Below are 15,956 nucleotides of genomic sequence, written 5' to 3'. Positions count from 1 at the left end.
AGGCCTCCACCGAATTTCGAATTACGAGAAGTGAAACCATTACCATGATGCGCAGCCATTATTGCGGCCAATTGAACGAGACCCTGGACGGCCAGGAAATCACTCTATGCGGCTGGGTACACCGTCGTCGAGACCATGGCGGGGTTATCTTCCTTGATATCCGTGACCGTGAAGGTCTGGCTCAAGTTGTATTCGATCCCGATCGTGCAGAAACCTTTGCGGCGGCTGACCGTGTACGCAGTGAGTACGTTGTCAAAGTGACCGGTAAAGTGCGCCTGCGCCCGGCCGGTGCTGGCAATGCCAACATGGCTTCGGGTGCAATCGAAGTGCTGGGTTATGAGCTGGAAGTACTGAACGAAGCCGAAACGCCGCCGTTCCCGCTCAACGAATACTCTGATGTCGGCGAAGAAACGCGCCTGCGTTATCGCTTCATTGACCTGCGTCGCCCAGAGATGGCCGAGAAGCTGCGTCTGCGTTCGCGCATGACCACCAGCATTCGCCGCTTCCTGGACGAGAATGGTTTCCTGGACGTTGAAACACCGATCCTTACACGTGCGACACCAGAAGGTGCGCGTGACTATCTGGTGCCAAGCCGTACCCATGCAGGCAGCTTCTTTGCCTTGCCGCAATCGCCTCAGTTGTTCAAACAACTGTTAATGGTTGCCGGTTTTGACCGTTACTACCAAATTGCCAAGTGCTTCCGTGACGAAGACCTGCGTGCCGACCGTCAGCCTGAGTTTACTCAGATCGACATCGAGACCAGCTTCCTCAATGAAGCTGACATCATGGGTTTGACCGAAAACATGATCCGCAACCTGTTCAAGGAAGTGCTGGGTGTTGAGTTCGGTGAATTCCCCCACATGACCTTTGAAGAGGCCATGCGTCGTTATGGCTCTGACAAGCCAGACCTGCGTAACCCGCTGGAACTGGTTGATGTGGCTGACCAGCTTAAAGATGTGGATTTCAAGGTGTTCAGCGGCCCGGCCAATGACCCTAAATGCCGCATCGCCGCGCTGCGCGTTCCGGGCGCCGGTAGCATGCCGCGCAAGCAGATCGACGATTACACCAAGTTCGTCAGTATCTACGGCGCCAAAGGCTTGGCCTACATTAAGGTCAATGAGCGCGCTAAAGGTGTTGAAGGTCTGCAGTCGCCGATCGTCAAAAACATCCCTGAGGCTAACCTTAATGTCATTCTTGATCGCGTAGGCGCGGTTGATGGTGACATCGTGTTCTTCGGCGCAGACAAGGCCAAGATCGTTAGCGAAGCCTTGGGCGCACTGCGGATCAAGGTGGGTAACGACCTTAACCTGCTGACCTGCGAGTGGGCGCCGATGTGGGTTGTTGACTTCCCGATGTTCGAAGAGAACGAAGACGGTAGCTTCAGCGCATTGCACCACCCGTTCACAGCACCAAAATGCTCGCCAGAAGAGTTGGAAGCTAACCCGGCAACAGCTCTGTCCCGCGCTTATGACATGGTGCTCAACGGCACTGAGTTGGGCGGCGGTTCGATCCGTATCCATCGTAAAGAAATGCAGCAAGCGGTCTTCCGTCTGTTGGGTATTAGTGAAGCAGAGCAGGAAGAGAAATTCGGCTTCCTGTTGGACGCTTTGAAGTACGGTGCTCCGCCGCACGGTGGTTTGGCGTTTGGCCTGGACCGTCTGGTGATGTTGATGACAGGCGCTCAGTCGATTCGCGAAGTGATTGCCTTCCCGAAAACCCAGAGCGCTGCGTGTGTAATGACCCAGGCGCCTGGTCTGGTCGATGCCAAGGCATTGCGCGAGTTGCATATTCGCTTGCGCGAACAGCCTAAGGCAGAGTAAGCCTGACCTTCAAAGGCGCATCTTCGGATGCGCCTTTGTCATTGAGGTGAGCATTTTTACTGCTTGCCTTGACTGTGGGTCAGGGCAAGCACAGTTTTATAAAAGGATTCGGAGTGCGTTATGGCAGGTCATTCTAAGTGGGCGAACATCAAGCACCGCAAAGAGCGTCAGGATGCCAAAAAGGGCAAAATCTTCACCAAGTGGATTCGTGAACTGACGGTCGCTGCTCGTCAGGGTGGTGCAGATCCTACGTCTAACCCACGTTTGCGTTTGGCGCTGGACAAGGCCCTTGGCGCCAATATGAGCCGCGACATCATTGATCGTGCGGTTGCTCGCGGCGCTGGCGCCGCAGATACCGACGATATGGTCGAGCTGAGCTACGAAGGCTATGGCCCGGGTGGCGTGGCGGTGATGGTTGAGTGTATGACCGATAACCGTAATCGCACCGCCGCAGCGGTACGTCATGCGTTCAGCAAGTGTGGTGGCAACCTTGGCACTGATGGCTCCGTGGCCTATCTGTTTGAGCGCAAAGGGCAGATTTCCTATGCTGCGGGTGTTGATGAAGACGCCTTGATGGAAGCTGCAATGGAGGCTGATGCTGACGATGTGGTTACCAATGAAGATGGCTCCATCGATGTGTTCACCTCTTTTTCCAGTTTTTATGCGGTTCGTAATGCACTGGAAGCTGCTGGGTTCAAGCCAGCAGACGCCGAAATTGTGATGTTGCCCACGACCAGTGCCGAGCTGGATCTGGAGGGCGCAGAGAAGGTGCTCAAGCTGATCGACATGCTTGAAGATCTGGATGACGTGCAAAACGTGTATTCCAACGCTGAAATCCCTGATGCGGTGCTGGAACAACTCGCCTGAGATCCTGCTGTAATTTTTGAGGCCGGAGGTGCAACGTTGTGATGATCACGACGCTGTGCACCTCCGGCTTCTGCCTTTAAGCTGTCCGGGTATGTGCCGGTGGGCGTCACTTTATAAGCTGCGGGCGTTATGACACTTATTTTAGGTATTGACCCAGGCTCACGAATCACAGGCTATGGCGTAGTGCAAGATACTGGTCGGGGCTGTGTTTACGTTGCTTCGGGGTGTATTCGTACAGGTAGCGGCGAATTGCACGAGCGTTTGCAGATCGTGTATCGCGGCGTGCGAGAGGTTATTCAAACCTACGGGCCTGTCACGATGGGCATCGAAAAGGTCTTTATGGCGCGCAATGCCGACTCGGCCTTAAAGCTGGGGCAGGCGCGAGGTGCTGCGATTGTGGCGGGTGCAGAAGAAAGCCTTGAAATTGCCGAATATTCTGCAACTCAGGTCAAGCAAGCCGTCGCAGGCACTGGGGGCGCTAACAAAGAGCAAGTGATGATGATGGTCATGCACCTGCTCAAGCTGACCAGCAAGCCGCAAATCGATGCCTCGGATGCGCTGGCTATTGCCTTGTGTCATGCCCACACTCGATCAAGCCTCTTGCCGCATGGTTTGGGCGCGGCACGCAGTCGCGGCGGACGCTTGCGGCTCTGATGCAATTTTTTAACACAATTAAACTTGCTGGCTGTGCCGCATCTGCAATGATGCGGCGCTGTCGTTCTACTTGTCAGCCATTGATCTGGCCAGAGAAAGGATCTGAAACGTGATTGGACGCTTGCGCGGCACTCTGGCTGAAAAACAGCCGCCGCACCTGATTCTTGATGTGAACGGCTTGGGTTATGAGCTGGAAGTGCCCATGACTACGCTCTATCGACTGCCTTCACTGGGCGAGCCGTTGACCCTTCATACGCATCTGGTGGTTCGCGAAGACGCCCAGTTGCTCTATGGTTTCATTGGTAAGCGAGAGCGTGACTTCTTTCGGGAGCTGATTCGCCTCAATGGTGTAGGCCCCAAGTTGGCACTGGCGCTGATGTCCAGCCTCGAAGTCGATGAGTTGGTGCGTTGCGTGCAAGCTCAAGACACGTCAGCGCTGACCAAGGTGCCGGGGGTTGGCAAGAAGACTGCCGAACGCCTGTTGGTTGAGTTGAAGGATCGTTTCAAGGCATGGGAGCAAGTGCCGAGCATGTTTGCATTGGTGCCTAATCAGCCCGATGCGCCGGTTCAGGTTGCCAGTGCTGAAAGTGATGCTGTTAGTGCCTTGATTTCTCTGGGTTACAAACCCCAAGAGGCGAGCAAGGCTGTTTCGGCGATCAAGGATAAAACGTTGAGCAGTGAAGATATGATTCGTCGTGCGCTTAAGGGAATGATTTAAGTGATTGAAGCTGATCGTTTGATAACCGCTTCAAGTGGGCGAGATCGAGAAGAAGTTCAGGATCGCGCCATCCGGCCTTTGAATCTGGCTGATTATATTGGCCAGCCAGCCGTGCGTGAGCAAATGGAGCTATTCATTCAAGCGGCTCGCGGGCGCTCGGAATCACTGGATCACACTTTGATTTTTGGCCCGCCTGGCTTGGGTAAAACCACGCTAGCCAACATCATTGCCCAGGAAATGGGCGTGTCTATCAAAAGCACTTCGGGCCCTGTTTTAGAGCGGCCGGGTGATTTGGCTGCTTTACTGACTAACCTTGAACCGCACGATGTGCTGTTTATTGATGAGATTCATCGGTTGTCACCCATTGTTGAGGAAGTGCTGTACCCGGCAATGGAAGACTTTCAGCTCGACATCATGATCGGTGAGGGGCCAGCGGCGCGTTCAATCAAGCTCGACTTGCCACCGTTTACCTTGGTAGGGGCGACGACGCGCGCCGGCATGCTGACTAACCCTTTGCGTGACCGCTTCGGGATTGTTCAGCGTCTGGAGTTTTACAGCACAGATGACTTGGCGACGATTGTCAGTCGCTCGGCCGGTATTTTTGGCTTGCCACTTGATCCTGAGGGGGCTTACGAAATTGCTCGCAGGGCTCGGGGTACGCCGCGAATTGCTAATCGACTACTGCGTCGTGTTCGAGACTTCGCACAAGTGCGGGCTCAAGGCCATATCACCAAGTCGGTGGCTGATTTAGCGTTGAACCTGCTGGATGTCGATGAGCATGGTTTTGATCATCAGGATCGACGCCTGCTGCTGACTATGATCGAGAAGTTTGACGGTGGGCCGGTAGGTGTCGATAGCCTTGCTGCGGCCATCAGCGAAGAGCGTCATACGATTGAAGATGTGCTTGAACCCTACCTGATTCAGCAGGGTTACATCATGCGTACGCCGCGAGGTCGTGTGGTCACGCGCCATGCGTACTTGCACTTTGGCTTGAATATTCCTTCGCGCTTGGGTGATATGCCTGCGGTAGACGAATTTTTGAATGCGGTGGACGATTAATTAAGCCATTCACAGTCGATTTTTTTAGGCTTTTTGGTGTCACAAGGGCTGGCGTTGAAAAACTTGGGTCTTAAAGTCTAAGAAGCGTAAAAAACAGTGGTCTGGCGGATTGGCAACCTGAGGAGTAAGCACTAGAGTATGCGCGCGCAAAACAGGCTTGAGCCGTTCGCACATCGCTGTCGCGTTTATTACGAGGACACCGATGCGGGTGGCGTCGTGTATTACGTAAATTATCTTAAATTTATGGAGCGGGCTCGAACCGAAAGGCTGCGGGAACTGGGCTTTGCCCAATCCGAGCTGGTGGGTGAGAACCTGTTATTTGTCGTGCATTCCAGCGAGGCGCGTTACCACGCACCGGCGCGACTGGACGACGAACTGCTGGTAAGCGCTGAAGTTATTGAACTCAACCGCGCCAGCTTGCGTTTTAAGCAGCAGGTTTGGCGGGCAACAGATGAAACGCTGCTCTGTGAAGGGCAGTTTTTGGTGGCCTGTGTGCGCGCTGATAGTTTTAAACCCCGGGCCATTCCCCAAGCTTTACGTGCGGCCTTTGCCGACGTAAGCGGCGCGGGTAAACATTTAGAGCAGGAGATAAAGCGTGGAAGCTAACGTCGTCGACCATTCCTCCATGTGGAGCTTGGTCAGCAATGCCAGCATTGTTGTGCAGTTGGTAATGTTGATCCTGCTGGCCGCATCGGTTACCTCGTGGGTCATGATTTTTCAGCGCAGCACTATGCTGCGCGCTGGTCGACGTGCCCTAGAAAGCTTTGAAGAGCGTTTCTGGTCAGGTATCGACTTGTCAAAGTTGTATCGTCAGGCGGGCAGTAATCCTGATCCAGACTCCGGCGTAGAACAAATTTTCCGTGCGGGCTTCAAAGAGTTTTCGCGTTTGCGTCAGCAGCCGGGTGTTGACCCGGAAGCTGTGATGGAAGGTGTTGCTCGTGCGATGCGTGTCGCCATTTCTCGCGAAGAAGAAAAGCTTGAGCAGAGCTTGCCGTTTCTGGCGACAGTGGGCTCTGTGAGCCCGTATATCGGGCTGTTCGGTACGGTATGGGGGATCATGAACTCCTTCCGTGGTTTGGCGACGGCTCAGCAAGCCACATTGGCAACCGTAGCGCCTGGTATTGCTGAAGCGTTGATTGCCACGGCGATCGGTTTGTTCGCTGCAATTCCAGCGGTTATCGCTTACAACCGTTTTGCTGCACGTGGCGAAACACTGGTCAGCCGCTACTACACCTTCGCCGACGAGTTCCAGGCGATCCTGCACCGTAAAGTGCACACCAGCGAAGAATAAGCAGGTAATTTCCAATGGCTTTAATCGCTCGAGCTCGCAAAAAGCGCAAGCCGGTTGCCGAGATGAACGTAGTGCCTTACATCGACGTGATGTTGGTACTGCTGGTCATCTTCATGGTGACCGCGCCGATGCTCAATCAGGGTGTGAAGGTTGATTTGCCCAAGGTCTCCAGCGAGGCGTTGCCGCAAGACAACAACACTCAGGTTCTGACTATTTCGATCAAAGCTGACAAGACCTACTTTTGGAATCTTGGCAGCGAAGTCGACACTGAAAAACAGATGGACAAGGCCATGACCTTGCCTCAAATGACTGATGCCGTGACTAAAATCATTCGCGCTGGCAATGAAGGCGGCAAGCATACTCAGGTCTTTATTCGTGGCGACAAGACGGTGGACTATGGTGCTGTCATGGGTGCTATGGGCGGCCTGCAAAAAGCCGGGGTCGGTAACGTTGGCTTGATTACCGAGGCTCCCTGATGCGCGAACAGCGGGAGCCGTCCGCCTCTGAAAATTATTTTTGGCCTACAGTTTGGGCGGTAGGGCTGCACGTGCTTATTTTTGGCATGCTGTTCGCCAGCTTTGCCATGACGCCTGAACTGCCGCCATCCAAGCCCATTGTTCAGGCTACTTTGTATCAGCTGAAGTCAAAAAGTCAGGCGACTACCCAGACCAATCAGAAGATTGCAGGTGAGGCAAAAAAATCTGCTGCACGCCAGACCGAAGTCGAACAGATGGAACAAAAGAAGGTTGAGCAGGAAGCTGTAAAAGCTGCAGAACAAAAGAAAGAAGAGGCTGCTGAAAAAGCAGCTGAGGCCAAGAAGGCCGACGAAGCCAAAGCGAGCGAAGCCAAAAAAGCAGATGAGGCGAAGAAGGCTGATGAAGCCAAGAAAGCCGACGATGCCAAAAAGGCCACAGAAGCTAAAAAAGCCGAAGAGAAAAAACTGGCTGATATAGCCAAGAAAAAATCTGAGGAAGAGGCTAAAAAAGCGGCTGAAGAAGAGGCCAAGAAAAAGGCCGCGGAAGAAGCCAAGAAAAAGATTGTCGAAGATGCGAAAAAGAAAGCAGCTGAAGACGCCAAGAAAAAGGCCGTAGCAGACGAGGCGAAAAAGAAAACAGCCGAGGATGCCAAGAAAAAAGCGGCTGCAGATGCTGCCAAAAAGAAGGCAGTAGAAGCAGCGCGTAAGTCGACCGAAGATAAAAAGGCTCAAGCCTTGGCGGATTTGCTTTCGGACACGCCGCAACGTCAGCAAGCTTTGGCGGATGAGCAGGGTGATGAGGTTGCCGGCAGTTTTGATGACCTGATTCGCGCCAGGGCAGCAGAAGGGTGGGCTCGTCCTCCTTCAGCACGCAAGAATATGACAGTGGTGTTGCAAATCGGCATGTTGCCGGATGGCACGGTAACGTCTGTGACGGTTGCCAAGTCCAGCGGTGATGGGCCTTTTGACAGCTCAGCTGTGGCTGCGGTCAAGAACATTGGCCGTTTAACGGAGATGCAGGGTTTGAAGCCCAGCGACTTTAATCCTTATCGATCATTCAAGATGACATTCACACCTGAGGATCTAGCCTTGTGATTAACTTTTTTCGAGGACTGCTAGTCGTCGTCTGCTGCTTGGCAGGGATGGCGGTAGCAGAAGAAAAGAACATTCTGGTCACCAGTGGTAGCGACCGGGCGACACCTATTGCTGTTGTGCCATTCGGCTGGCAGGGCGGTAATGTCTTGCCTGACGACATGGCGGAAATTATTGGTAACGACCTGCGCAACTCAGGCTATTACGCGCCAATTCCAAAGCAAAACATGATCAGCTTGCCGGCTCAGGCCAGCGAAGTCATTTTCCGTGACTGGAAAGCTTTGGGCGCGCAATACGTGATGGTGGGCAATATTGTTCCGGCTGGCGGTCGTTTACAGGTGCAATATGCCCTGTTCAACGTTGCCACTGAGCAGCCGGTGTTGACCGGCAGCGTGTCGGGTACAGCTGAACAGCTGCGTGACATGGCCCACTACATCTCTGACCAGTCGTTTGAAAAACTGACCGGTATTAAAGGTGCGTTTTCTACCCGTCTGCTTTATGTGACGGCAGAACGAGCGAGTGCGACTAATACCCGTTATACCTTGCAGCGTTCGGATTACGATGGCGCTCGTGCCGTCACTCTGTTGCAATCGCGTGAGCCGATCCTGTCGCCTCGCTTTGCTCCAGATGGCAAGCGCATTGCTTATGTGTCATTCGAGCAGAAACGCCCGCGTATCTTTATGCAGAACATTGATACCGGCCGCCGTGAGCAAATCACCAACTTTGAAGGCCTGAACGGTGCACCAGCCTGGTCGCCTGATGGTTCGAAGCTGGCGTTTGTTTTGTCTAAAGATGGCAATGCTGAAATCTACGTGATGGATCTGGCTTCGCGTCAGTTGACTCGCGTGACCAATAGCCCTGCCATTGATACCGAACCGTTCTGGGGTAAAGATGGTTCTACCATCTACTTCACCTCCGATCGTGGCGGTAAGCCGCAAATTTACAAAACCACAGTCGGCAGCGGTAACGCCGAACGCGTGACATTTATCGGGAACTACAACGCCAGTCCGAAGCTTTCGGCTGACGAAAAGACCCTGGTAATGATTCATCGTCAGGATGGTTTCACTAATTTCCGGGTTGCAGCGCAAGATTTGCAGCGCGGAAGCGTGAAAATCCTCACAGATACCAACCTTGATGAGTCAGCTACTGTTGCGCCCAACGGCACCATGGTAATCTACGCCACCCGCCAGCAGGGCCGGGGAGTCTTGATGCTCGTGTCCATCAATGGACGCGTAAGGCTCCCTCTTCCTACCGCTCAAGGCGAAGTCAGAGAACCTTCCTGGTCCCCTTACCTGAACTGACGTGGTGATGTACGTTTCACTTAACACTTGGGGTTCATTAGGAGTTTTACGATGGAAATGCTGAAGTTTGGTAAATTCGCTGCGCTGGCACTGGCCATGGCTGTAGCTGTAGGTTGCTCGTCTAAAGGCGGCGACAATGCCGGTGAAGGCGCTGCTGTTGATCCAAACGCTGGTTACGGCGCAAACACTGGCGCTGTTGATGGTTCCCTGAGCGAAGAAGCTGCTCTGCGTGCTATCACTGTTTTCTACTTCGAATATGACTCTTCGGACCTGAAACCAGAAGCAATGCGCGCTCTGGACGTTCACGCAAAAGACCTGAAAGCTAACGGCGCTCGCGTTGTTCTGGAAGGTAACACTGACGCCCGTGGTACTCGTGAGTACAACATGGCACTGGGCGAGCGTCGTGCGAAAGCCGTTCAACGCTACCTGGTACTGCAAGGTGTTTCTCCAGCACAGCTGGAGCTGGTGTCCTACGGTAAAGAGCGTCCAATCGCTACTGGCAACGACGAACAGTCGTGGGCTCAAAACCGTCGCGTCGAACTGCGTAAGTAATTCGTCATGCGAACGTGCCGCCGCGCTGTAACTATTCTGACTCTCAGCCTCATGCCGCTAGCGGTATGGGCTGCGGTTCCTGTGGTCGATGACAACTCTGGCTATAACAATAGCGGGGGGAGTTATCCGTCAACGGGTTACGGTGCGAGCGGCGCCTATGCCGGGGGAGGGGTTTCGGCCCCTGTCTCGGCACAGGGCGAGCTGTTCAACCAGTTGCAACAAATGCAGGAACAGATCGCGCGCCAGCAGGGCGTGATTGAAGTTCTGCAAAACGATATTTCACGCATGAAGCAAGAAAGCCTGGAGCGATACCAGGAACTTGATCGGCGTATTGGTGCTGGCATTGCTCCTGCTGCCGCTCCAGATAATTCCAATGCGGGTGGCGTTAGTGCCGCCGGTAATACAACAGCGCCTGCAACTCAGGCTGCTGTCAGTTCGGAGCCTGCTGATCCGGCGAAAGAGAAGCTCTATTACGATGCTGCTTTCGATCTGATTAAAGCTAAGGACTTCGACAAGGCGAGTCAGGCGTTTACTGCCTTTCTGCGCAAATACCCAAACAGCCAGTATGCGGGTAATGCCCAGTATTGGTTGGGTGAGGTGAATCTGGCCAAAGGCGATTTGCAAGCTGCGGGTCAAGCGTTTGCCAAAGTTAGCCAGCTGTATCCAAAGCACGCTAAGGTCCCTGACTCTCTTTACAAATTGGCAGATGTTGAGCGCCGCCTTGGTCATACAGACAAGGTCAAAGGCATACTGCAGCAAGTGGTCGCGCAGTACCCGGGTACTTCGGCTGCACAACTGGCTCAGCGCGATCTTCAGCGCATGTAAGCCATTACACGTTTTCATCGAGAAACCCGCGCTAGTCGCGGGTTTTTTCGTTAGAATTCACGCCCTTTTATGAAATACGCTCTTCTGAGTCCTGCGCACGCAGATTCTTTGGAGTGCCTGACGGAGGCGGACAGCCTGTTTAGCTGTTACGCCCGTGGCGGATATGCAAGACACATTGAGAATTACCGAAGTTTTTTACTCTTTGCAGGGTGAAACGCGAACGGCTGGGCTGCCCACCGTTTTTGTACGCCTTACAGGCTGCCCATTGCGCTGCCAATATTGCGACAGTGCTTACGCCTTTAGTGGCGGCACCGTGCGCTCCCTCGATAGCATTCTTGAGCAAGTAGCTGGCTTTCGTCCGCGTTACGTCTGTGTAACGGGGGGCGAGCCGCTGGCGCAACCTAATGCAATCCCTCTGCTCAAGCAACTTTGTGATGCGGGCTACGAGGTTTCGATCGAAACCAGCGGCGCGTTGGATATTTCAGCGGTCGACCCGCGCGTCAGTCGTGTTCTCGACCTTAAGACCCCTGACTCCAAAGAGTCCCACCGCAACTTGTACGAAAATATTGCCTTGTTGACGCCCAATGATCAGGTCAAATTTGTGATCTGTTCGCGGGATGACTACGACTGGGCTGTATCCAAGTTGATTGAATATGGGCTAGAGCGGCGGGCTGGCGAAGTGCTGTTTTCGCCGAGTCACCATGACTTGCCGGCTCGCGATTTGGCTGACTGGATCGTGGCGGACAACCTGCCAGTGCGTTTGCAGATGCAATTGCATAAATATCTATGGAATGACGAGCCGGGGCGCTGAAATGACTGACCAATCTGTTGCGACTGAAAAAAGAGCCGTAATTCTGTTGTCTGGTGGCCTTGACTCGGCCACGGTTGTAGCAATGGCGCGTGCTGAGGGCTACAACTGCTACACCATGAGCTTTGACTACGGTCAGCGTCATCGCGCTGAGCTTGACGCCGCTGCGCGCGTTGCGCGTGACCTGGGTGCAATTGAGCACAAGGTAATCGGGTTGAACTTGGATGGGATAGGTGGCTCGGCATTGACCGACAGCTCCATTGATGTGCCAGAGGCACCAAGTGAAGGGATCCCGGTCACTTACGTGCCTGCGCGTAATACGGTCTTCCTGTCCCTTGCGTTGGGTTGGGCCGAGGTGCTGCAAGCACGTGATATTTTCATTGGTGTCAATGCGGTGGATTATTCGGGTTACCCGGATTGCCGTCCTGAGTTTGTTGAGGCTTTTGAAGTCATGGCCAATCTGGCGACCAAGGCCGGGGTAGAGGGGCAGGGCTTTCGAATCAAGGCGCCACTGCAAAACCTGAGCAAGGCTCAAATTGTGCAAGCAGGCATAAAGCTGGGCGTGGACTACTCACTGACAGTCTCCTGCTACCAGGCTGACGATCAGGGCCGTGCATGTGGCAAGTGCGACAGCTGTCGTTTACGTGCTGAAGGCTTTGCAGCCGCCGGAATTACTGACCCAACCCGTTATTTTTGAATTATTTAGCATTTATTTTTAATCGGGTGTTGAATTCTCGTTAAAAATCAGTATTATACGTCCCACAACGAAGCGGGTCGTTAGCTCAGTTGGTAGAGCAGTTGGCTTTTAACCAATTGGTCGTAGGTTCGAATCCCACACGACCCACCATACGCCACACCAAAACAGCCGGTTATTCCTCAGGATGACCGGCTTTTTTGTGCCTGTCAGTTGGCGAGGTCTGAACTCTATTAAGTAGTTTGAGCTTTCATCAACGTACTGACATGCAGCCGTCTGAATCGAACTAGTAGGGCCGAATTTTGGTGATGTCAATATGCAGCGGCCGAAATTTCTAGCGCTTTTAGCAATTTGAGCCGCATCTGACAGGTTCTGGTTTTATCGACGTAGGATTTTTTCAAACCTAGTCGTTATTTTCTATTTGGTTGGTTTTCAGGTTGTCCCTCATCTTATGGTCACTTTCTCCAGGTGGCGCATCCTCCCCGGTTTCATGACTGAACTGCTCATTTACCCCAGCGATGGACTTGAACACCCATTTGCATTCGGCTTGACCAGTCATTTGCACGGGATGTGACCAGCTAACTGGGTGGCGATGACTGGTTGAATCCACAGCCGATGGCTGAAAGTCGTCACTGGCAGCGGTCGGCCGATAGTGTTGAAAAAGTCGGCCATAATTTCCACGACAAAAAAGTACGCGCTTGAGATTGAAATCTTTACTTTGATCAGTGGAATCCCAAGGTCAGATTTCGCGTAGCCGCGCGCAAAAAAAGCGTTTTCAGCGGTCAGAGTGCGGGCCGTCCGGAAGAACCGACTTTTTCAACACTATCGGCCAGAAGCAGCCGGTCTGCACTGACGCGCGACCAATGCTCGCTTCATGCCCCAACGCGGCGACTAGCCAACTGGTGGTGCTGAACAGGTTGTGCCGAAGGACTGGTTGTCAGCCGTCTCCATGGCTAACAAAGGCCGTTTACTTACCTCAGATGCATCGGAGCGCATCAACAATCAATGCAAATGCGGGCAACGCTTGCCGCCTGCTGGGGTAGTACAAGTGATAGCCCGGCACTACCGGATACCAGTCCTCCAAAACTTTTATCAGCCTGCCGCTTTCCACATACTCCTGCACCACATCTTCAGGCGCGTAGGCAAGCCCGTACCCTTCCAGCGCTGCGTTGAGCATCTGTGTTGAAGTGTTAAAAATCATCTGCCCCGGGACTTGCACATGCAGAGCCTTTCCGGCCTGTTCAAATTCCCACGCATACAGACCGCCATGGGTAGGAAGGCGTAGGTTAGCGCAGTTGTGAGACGTCAAGTCTTGAGGGATGACAGGAGCATTCTTATGGAGGAAGTAGGTTGGTGAACCCACAACAGCCATTCTGAAGTCAGGTGAAATACGGACAGCGATCATGTCTTTAGCTACCTGATCGCCGAGACGAACCCCGGCGTCAAATCGCTCCGCAACAATGTCAATCAACCCGTAGCCCACGTTGATTTCAAGCGTGAGATCGGGATAGTCCGGCAATAGCTTTGAAAGCTTAGGCCAAAGGATCGTATTAGCAGCGTGGTCATGCGAAGTGATGCGGATGGTCCCGGCGGGCTTTTCCCGCAAAGCGCCAATCGCCGCGATCTCTGCTTCGATCCCTTCGTAGTAAGGAGTGAGATTCCTCAGCAATTTTTCTCCGGCCTCCGTTGGTGATGCACCCCGCGTGGTACGCGTTAGCAGGCGGACACCCAGTTTCTCCTCGAGGCCACGAATGCTATGGCTTACCGCTGACTGCGACACTCCGAAAAATGCAGCCGCGCGGGTAAAGCTTCTTTCGCGGGCAACGGCGATGAAAACCGCCAACCCGTTGAAATCTTGCATTGCCATGAATATTCCTCATGTCGGTAATTTCAGTATGACACTTCCTGCATGACCTCGTAATTTCTAAAGTGGCTGCATCCCAATCCTAGGAGGAGATCAACCATGCAACATCGCAAAATTGGCAGCAGCGGTCTTGAAGTCTCGGCCATCGGCTTGGGCTGCATGGGCCTGACCTTCGGCTACGGTCCGGCTACCGACAAAGCAGACGCTATCAAACTTATCCGTGCGGCTTACGAAAAAGGGGTCACCCTCTTCGATACCGCGGAGGCTTACGGCCAGGTCAACGAGGAAATGGTCGGGGAAGCGGTCGAGCCGTTCCGTGAAAAAATTATCATTGCCACTAAATTTGGCTTCAAAGATGGTAACGCTACAGCGGGTCTCGACAGCAGACCTGAGCGCATTCGCCTGGTAGCCGAGCAGTCACTCAAGCGTTTACGCACCGACTGTATCGACCTGTTTTATCAACACCGCGTCGACCCTAATGTGCCGCTGGAAGACGTAGCGGGAGCGGTTGCCGACCTAATCAAGGAAGGCAAGGTCAAGTATTTCGGTATGTCCGAAGCCGGTGCTGACGCGATTCGACGGGCCCACGCGGTACAGCCAGTCTCGGCGCTTCAGAGCGAGTACTCGATGTTCACTCGTGATCCAGAGGCGAATATCTTGCCGTTGCTGGAAGAACTCGGCATTGGTCTCATCCCCTTTAGCCCTTTGGGCAAGGGTTTTCTGACCGGAAAAATCGACGCCGCGACTACCTTCGGTGAAGGTGACGTTCGTAGCAAGTTGCCGCGCTTCGCAGATGGCGCCCGAGAAGCCAACCACAATCTGGTCAAGCTGATCGGCGAGATCGCCCAACGCAAAGACGCAACGCCAGCTCAGATTGCACTTGCGTGGTTGCTTGCCCAGAAGCCTTGGATCGCCCCAATTCCCGGTACCACCAAGCTCCACCGCCTAGAGGAAAACATTGGTGGCGCGTTTGTCGAACTGACCGCAGCGGACTTAGGCGAACTCAACGAGGTGTTGGCAACAGTGCCGGTGCAAGGTGAGCGCTACAACGCCGAGATGATGAAAACGGTCAACCGCTAAGCACTCAACGAGGCAGGGTAAAGATTTGCGTTATTGCCCTGCCGCGGTTGAATCCAGAGGAATTACTGATGACCCAACGGACACTCGAAGGACGTATTGCACTCGTCACAGGCGGAACGACAGGCCTCGGTTTTGGCGCGGCAAAGCGGCTGCTCGAACATGGCGCTGTCGTTTATATCACGGGCCGTCGCCAGGGCGTGCTTGACGAAGCGGTCGCAAAACTTGGGGAAAACGCTTTCGGCATCCAAGCCGACGCCGCAAACAAATCGGACATGCAGCGCGTTGCCAGCACTATCCAGGAAGCGCACGAGCACTTGAATATTGTGTTCGCCAACGCGGGCGGCGGTCATGCCACGCCACTGGAGGACCTGACCGAAGATCAGATCGACAGCGAACTTAGCATCAACATCAAGGGCGTGGTTCTGACCATTCAGAGCATGCTGCCGATACTCAAGGAGGGCGCCTCGGTGGTACTGAACGCGTCGATCACGGCCGACATGGGACTGCCAGGTTTCGCCGTCTATGCCGCGACCAAAGCTGCCGTTCGTTCTCTGGCAAGAAGCTGGACCACGGACCTCAAAGCACGAAATATTCGCGTCAATACCATCAGCCCCGGTGTGGTCCCTACTGAGGGTTACAGCAATGAACAGCAGATGAGTACCGACGCCATCAACGCCTACGTGGAGAAAGTCTCAACGGGAATTCCAGCTGGCCGCGTTGGAACGGCCGAAGACATCGCCAACGCCCTCATCTACCTGGTCTCCGATAGCAGCAGCTATGTGCGGGGTATCGATCTTGTCGTCGATGGCGGAATGACCCGCGTCTACGCCGGTAATGCCTGACCTGACCAACAGGA

Annotated in this window: 17 protein-coding genes and 1 tRNA gene; 17 read left to right on the top strand and 1 reads right to left on the bottom strand. The window is 53.9% G+C overall.

What is annotated here, in order from left to right; genetic code table 11:
* The first annotated feature begins 44 nt into the window (after window positions 1–44).
* The 15 genes from aspS to ACZRJQ_RS12555 all read left to right on the top strand — a co-directional run bounded on the left by aspS (window position 45) and on the right by ACZRJQ_RS12555 (window position 12,309).
* Window positions 45–1,820: an aspartate--tRNA ligase gene (aspS, locus tag ACZRJQ_RS12625; RefSeq protein WP_463978678.1), complete on the top strand. Its 1,776-nt coding sequence runs from the start codon at window positions 45–47 to the stop codon at window positions 1,818–1,820.
* 120 nt (window positions 1,821–1,940) lie between these two features.
* Window positions 1,941–2,687, top strand: coding sequence for a YebC/PmpR family DNA-binding transcriptional regulator (locus ACZRJQ_RS12620; RefSeq protein ID WP_463978677.1), 747 nt, complete (start codon window positions 1,941–1,943; stop codon window positions 2,685–2,687).
* A 129-nt stretch (window positions 2,688–2,816) separates the two neighbouring features.
* Entirely contained in the window at window positions 2,817–3,341 is a 525-nt protein-coding gene (gene ruvC, locus ACZRJQ_RS12615) for a crossover junction endodeoxyribonuclease RuvC (protein WP_463978676.1), read from the top strand.
* A 109-nt stretch (window positions 3,342–3,450) separates the two neighbouring features.
* Window positions 3,451–4,059, top strand: coding sequence for a Holliday junction branch migration protein RuvA (gene ruvA / locus ACZRJQ_RS12610; protein WP_463978675.1), 609 nt, complete (start codon window positions 3,451–3,453; stop codon window positions 4,057–4,059).
* Window positions 4,060–5,118: a Holliday junction branch migration DNA helicase RuvB gene (ruvB, locus tag ACZRJQ_RS12605; RefSeq protein ID WP_463978674.1), complete on the top strand. Its 1,059-nt coding sequence runs from the start codon at window positions 4,060–4,062 to the stop codon at window positions 5,116–5,118.
* Between the two features lie 138 nt (window positions 5,119–5,256).
* On the top strand, window positions 5,257–5,724 hold the full coding sequence (gene ybgC, locus ACZRJQ_RS12600) for a tol-pal system-associated acyl-CoA thioesterase (protein ID WP_463978673.1): 468 nt from the start codon (window positions 5,257–5,259) through the stop codon (window positions 5,722–5,724).
* Window positions 5,714–6,409, top strand: a complete 696-nt coding sequence (gene tolQ, locus ACZRJQ_RS12595) for a protein TolQ (protein WP_463978672.1) — start codon at window positions 5,714–5,716, stop codon at window positions 6,407–6,409. The genes ybgC and tolQ overlap by 11 nt, the downstream gene beginning before the upstream one ends.
* Before the next feature lie 23 nt (window positions 6,410–6,432).
* Window positions 6,433–6,885 carry a protein TolR gene (gene tolR / locus ACZRJQ_RS12590; protein WP_162207799.1) on the top strand — a complete coding sequence of 151 codons (453 nt, stop codon included), beginning with the start codon at window positions 6,433–6,435 and terminating at the stop codon, window positions 6,883–6,885.
* A complete protein-coding gene (gene tolA / locus ACZRJQ_RS12585) occupies window positions 6,885–7,979 on the top strand; it encodes a cell envelope integrity protein TolA (protein WP_463978671.1) in 1,095 nt (364 codons plus the stop codon). Before tolR ends, tolA begins: the two co-directional genes overlap by 1 nt.
* 47 nt (window positions 7,980–8,026) lie before the next feature.
* A complete protein-coding gene (tolB, locus tag ACZRJQ_RS12580) occupies window positions 8,027–9,277 on the top strand; it encodes a Tol-Pal system beta propeller repeat protein TolB (protein ID WP_463978718.1) in 1,251 nt (416 codons plus the stop codon).
* Window positions 9,278–9,328: 51 nt separating this feature from the next.
* Complete coding sequence (gene pal / locus ACZRJQ_RS12575; protein ID WP_003441254.1) at window positions 9,329–9,829, top strand: peptidoglycan-associated lipoprotein Pal; 501 nt, start codon at window positions 9,329–9,331, stop codon at window positions 9,827–9,829.
* Between the two features lie 6 nt (window positions 9,830–9,835).
* On the top strand, window positions 9,836–10,654 hold the full coding sequence (gene ybgF, locus ACZRJQ_RS12570) for a tol-pal system protein YbgF (protein ID WP_463978670.1): 819 nt from the start codon (window positions 9,836–9,838) through the stop codon (window positions 10,652–10,654).
* 163 nt (window positions 10,655–10,817) lie between these two features.
* Window positions 10,818–11,465 (top strand): 7-carboxy-7-deazaguanine synthase QueE, encoded by a 648-nt coding sequence (gene queE, locus ACZRJQ_RS12565; protein WP_463978669.1) that lies wholly within the window; start codon window positions 10,818–10,820, stop codon window positions 11,463–11,465.
* A gap of 1 nt (window position 11,466) precedes the next feature.
* Window positions 11,467–12,159, top strand: a complete 693-nt coding sequence (gene queC, locus ACZRJQ_RS12560) for a 7-cyano-7-deazaguanine synthase QueC (protein ID WP_463978668.1) — start codon at window positions 11,467–11,469, stop codon at window positions 12,157–12,159.
* 74 nt (window positions 12,160–12,233) lie between these two features.
* Window positions 12,234–12,309, top strand: a tRNA-Lys gene (locus ACZRJQ_RS12555).
* 823 nt (window positions 12,310–13,132) lie between these two features.
* On the opposite strand, the gene ACZRJQ_RS12550 is transcribed toward ACZRJQ_RS12555, so the two are convergent.
* Window positions 13,133–14,023 (bottom strand): LysR family transcriptional regulator, encoded by an 891-nt coding sequence (locus ACZRJQ_RS12550; RefSeq protein ID WP_463978667.1) that lies wholly within the window; start codon window positions 14,021–14,023, stop codon window positions 13,133–13,135.
* 96 nt (window positions 14,024–14,119) lie between these two features.
* On the opposite strand from ACZRJQ_RS12550, the gene ACZRJQ_RS12545 reads away from it, so the two are divergent.
* Window positions 14,120–15,100 carry an aldo/keto reductase gene (locus tag ACZRJQ_RS12545; RefSeq protein ID WP_463978666.1) on the top strand — a complete coding sequence of 327 codons (981 nt, stop codon included), beginning with the start codon at window positions 14,120–14,122 and terminating at the stop codon, window positions 15,098–15,100.
* Between the two features lie 68 nt (window positions 15,101–15,168).
* Window positions 15,169–15,942 (top strand): SDR family oxidoreductase, encoded by a 774-nt coding sequence (locus ACZRJQ_RS12540; RefSeq protein WP_463978665.1) that lies wholly within the window; start codon window positions 15,169–15,171, stop codon window positions 15,940–15,942.
* The last annotated feature ends 14 nt before the right edge of the window (window positions 15,943–15,956 follow it).

The organism is Pseudomonas sp. E315 (assembly GCF_055406205.1).
This window is presented reverse-complemented; position numbering and strand designations above follow the sequence as displayed.

What these genes read in the sequence shown, in the direction of transcription:
- tolB (WP_463978718.1), top strand. Translation starts at nt 8,027, where the DNA reads ATGGCGGTAGCAGAAGAAAAGAACATTCTGGTCACCAGTGGTAGCGAC.
- pal (WP_003441254.1), top strand. Translation starts at nt 9,329, where the DNA reads ATGGAAATGCTGAAGTTTGGTAAATTCGCTGCGCTGGCACTGGCCATG.
- queC (WP_463978668.1), top strand. Translation starts at nt 11,467, where the DNA reads ATGACTGACCAATCTGTTGCGACTGAAAAAAGAGCCGTAATTCTGTTG.
- ACZRJQ_RS12550 (WP_463978667.1), bottom strand. Translation starts at nt 14,023, where the DNA reads ATGGCAATGCAAGATTTCAACGGGTTGGCGGTTTTCATCGCCGTTGCC.
- ruvC (WP_463978676.1), top strand. Translation starts at nt 2,817, where the DNA reads ATGACACTTATTTTAGGTATTGACCCAGGCTCACGAATCACAGGCTAT.
- ybgF (WP_463978670.1), top strand. Translation starts at nt 9,836, where the DNA reads ATGCGAACGTGCCGCCGCGCTGTAACTATTCTGACTCTCAGCCTCATG.
- ACZRJQ_RS12540 (WP_463978665.1), top strand. Translation starts at nt 15,169, where the DNA reads ATGACCCAACGGACACTCGAAGGACGTATTGCACTCGTCACAGGCGGA.
- ACZRJQ_RS12620 (WP_463978677.1), top strand. Translation starts at nt 1,941, where the DNA reads ATGGCAGGTCATTCTAAGTGGGCGAACATCAAGCACCGCAAAGAGCGT.
- tolA (WP_463978671.1), top strand. Translation starts at nt 6,885, where the DNA reads ATGCGCGAACAGCGGGAGCCGTCCGCCTCTGAAAATTATTTTTGGCCT.
- ybgC (WP_463978673.1), top strand. Translation starts at nt 5,257, where the DNA reads ATGCGCGCGCAAAACAGGCTTGAGCCGTTCGCACATCGCTGTCGCGTT.
- ACZRJQ_RS12545 (WP_463978666.1), top strand. Translation starts at nt 14,120, where the DNA reads ATGCAACATCGCAAAATTGGCAGCAGCGGTCTTGAAGTCTCGGCCATC.
- queE (WP_463978669.1), top strand. Translation starts at nt 10,818, where the DNA reads ATGCAAGACACATTGAGAATTACCGAAGTTTTTTACTCTTTGCAGGGT.
- aspS (WP_463978678.1), top strand. Translation starts at nt 45, where the DNA reads ATGATGCGCAGCCATTATTGCGGCCAATTGAACGAGACCCTGGACGGC.